The following is a 2686-nucleotide window of genomic DNA, read 5'->3' as shown; positions in this document are numbered from 1 at the left end:
TTGGCCGAGGCGTCGGTAGCAAGATCCTGGGAACAGTCAATACGAGAGGTTTCGCTGCTTGCCGAGAAATACCGGACCTTCGCCCATGACCGAGGCACCAACTATGCCGGAACTCTTTACAACTCCCACCATATTCGCCGCCACGAATGCGCGGTGCTGGGCAGGTTGTTGGGCAAGGTTGGCGAGATTCGACACCTGGAAGAAATGGAACTGCCCCCGATCACCGAAGACCTTGATCCGCATACCGCGTTGGTGACCTCGATGTCGCTGTCGAACTGGGTTGGGGCGGCGCGATCGGCGCTTGCTGCCAGCGAGGAAGAGCGCATCTATTTCTGGAACGTAAACTGCGTGGGCAAGGAGGGGATCCCCGAGGCGCGGCTTGCAGCCAATCCTCCCACAACCATGTTCGAAATCCACGGATCCCTGCTGGTCGTCCGAGGGCCGGTCGAAAAGGGGTTTGCGATTGCGCTCGAGGGAGCGCTCGACAATCAGATCGGTGTGAACACGGTGGTTCTGGGTAGTGGCGGCGGCAATGTGATGGAGGCCCTTAAGGCGGGCCGCGTTATCCGGGCGCGTGGGCTTGGCACCTCACTGGGCGACAATTGCTATTCTGCGTGCCCCTTAGTATTTTTGGGGGGCGTCGACCGCTCACTTTTTGCGGGCTCCAATCGCCTGGGTTTTCACCAGGTTTCCGTGAGGGGCGTGCCGATCCCGCGAGAGCACGAGATTTACCAGATCATCAGCGCATATGCGGCAGAGATGGGCGCAGACGGAGCGTGGCTGATCAAGACCATGCAGGCGACCCCGCCGGACAAGATGCATAATGCCGAGCCGGACAGCCTCTGCGGGCTAGGTATCGCGACCTTCATTCAATACTGGTGCAATTGAAGATTGTTACTAGCTGTGTATTGAAGCGCGCAAATGCTCGTTTGTTCACTGCAACCAATCTAAAGCTCGGTTCCCTCCGATTTACGATCACTAGATTGACCGATGTGCTGCACTTCACGCGCACTTCCGCTTCCAGGAAACAAAATGCCAATATTTTGAAACTCTGAACGGCGGCGGCCAGACAACGCGATTTTGGAGATGCTGCGCTACATCTAATGCCCGCTGAGGGCCCAAACTAACTAATGCTGCGCGTTCTCCAATGTTAGCTTTCACCGAGTTGGGAAAAGAAGCTTGCAAAGCATCTCAAAATAGATGTAGATACATCATGTAGCTACATCTATTAGAGCCACCCATGGATCAGTGCATCTTCACCGCAGTTCGGAAAGCAAACCGTGTCCTATTTCGACACTACCAGGATGCTCTGTCTGAAACAGGCATCAGTATCGTACAACTCTCTATTCTTCGGGCACTCGAAAGGCATGGTACGCTTTCTTTGTCTCGACTGGCCGATGACCTCGCAATGGAACGCACGTCGCTATACCGGACGATCGAGCCGCTGATTGAAAGCGGTGCTGTGCAGGTGGAAAACGCCCCAACGGGGAAATCAAAAATCGCAAAGCTCACGGCTGAAGGACACGACACAATTAAGCGTGTCATGCCTTTTTGGGCGCAGGCGCAAAAGCAGGTTCTGAACGAAGTGGCATTGGCCGAACTTCCCGAATTTCGACGCACGCTGAACGCAATCGCAAACCTGTCATCCTGAGGTGGGGTCTTCCATGATCAATCGTGCCGGTCTGGCCTGGCTTTTGCTTGGGCTAATTTGGGGCACAAATTTTGTGTTCATCAAATGGTCAACCGAGACCGTCACCCCAATGCAAGTCGCACTGGTGCGTGTTATTGCCGGGTTCCTGACGGTTGCAGCATACGCATTGGTCACGAGACAGCTAAAGCTTTCTCATTTGAGGCATAGCGTCCATTTTGTCGTGATGGCCTGTCTTGCTGCCGCGCTCTATTTCTACGGCTTCGCCGAAGGGACGGCTCTATTGGAATCCGGTTTGGCAGGCGCGGTCAGTGCATCAATTCCACTCTTCTCGCTTCTTGCGGCTGTTCTATTCCTTCCCGAAGAGAAACTGACCACCAATCGGGTATTGGGTTTGCTCGTTGGATTGGTTGGTGTGACCCTGATTGCGAAACCATTTTCGGGCGGGCTCGGCGACAGCTACGTGTTGGGTGTGTTGTGGATGATACTTGGGTCGTTCAGTCTTGGTGTCTCTTTCGTCTATGCCCGACGGTTTGTCACACCGCTCGACCTGCCACCTGCCGCACTCACAACCTACCAGCTTGGGTTTGCCTCGCTGATCTTGCTGGCCGTGACGGACAAATCCGGGCTTGGTGCACTCTACGATGATCCGACCTCATTTGCGGTTCTGGTCTTTGGCCTTGGAATCCTAGGAACGGGACTGGCTTACGTTCTTTACTATTATGTCATTGGCAAGCTTGGTGCGGTGCGTGCGTCGGCACTGACCTATGTCCCGCCAGTCGTCGCTCTCTTTCTTGGCGCATTGTTTCTAGGTGAAGGTATTGTGGTTTTGGATTATCTCGCGACGTCACTCATCTTTGCGGGTGTCATACTGGTCAACAAACGTCCAAAGTCGCAAAGCTGATATTGGTCGGACGGCAGTTTCGTCCGCAGATTTCCAGTTCGGATAGCACTTGATTTCGCGCCTGCGGCAAATGTCTGCAAAGCGGGCTGCTACCGCAGCATTTTGAATGGTCGGTGAAAGGCAGGTTTGGGCCG

Annotated in this window: 2 protein-coding genes and 1 pseudogene; all 3 read left to right on the top strand. The window is 54.5% G+C overall.

What is annotated here, in order from left to right:
* Positions 1-888 (top strand): annotated as a pseudogene (locus LC334_RS22910) (hypothetical protein); the annotation flags it as partial.
* A gap of 352 nt (positions 889-1240) precedes the next feature.
* Positions 1241-1651 carry a MarR family winged helix-turn-helix transcriptional regulator gene (locus LC334_RS22905; protein WP_139836568.1) on the top strand — a complete coding sequence of 137 codons (411 nt, stop codon included), beginning with the start codon at positions 1241-1243 and terminating at the stop codon, positions 1649-1651.
* Between the two features lie 13 nt (positions 1652-1664).
* Positions 1665-2552: a DMT family transporter gene (locus tag LC334_RS22900; RefSeq protein ID WP_085802626.1), complete on the top strand. Its 888-nt coding sequence runs from the start codon at positions 1665-1667 to the stop codon at positions 2550-2552.
* Positions 2553-2686: the final 134 nt, after the last annotated feature.

This window comes from Roseovarius aestuarii (assembly GCF_019966515.1).
In the GTDB taxonomy this organism is placed as follows: Bacteria; Pseudomonadota; Alphaproteobacteria; order Rhodobacterales; family Rhodobacteraceae; genus Roseovarius; species Roseovarius aestuarii.
This window is presented reverse-complemented; position numbering and strand designations above follow the sequence as displayed.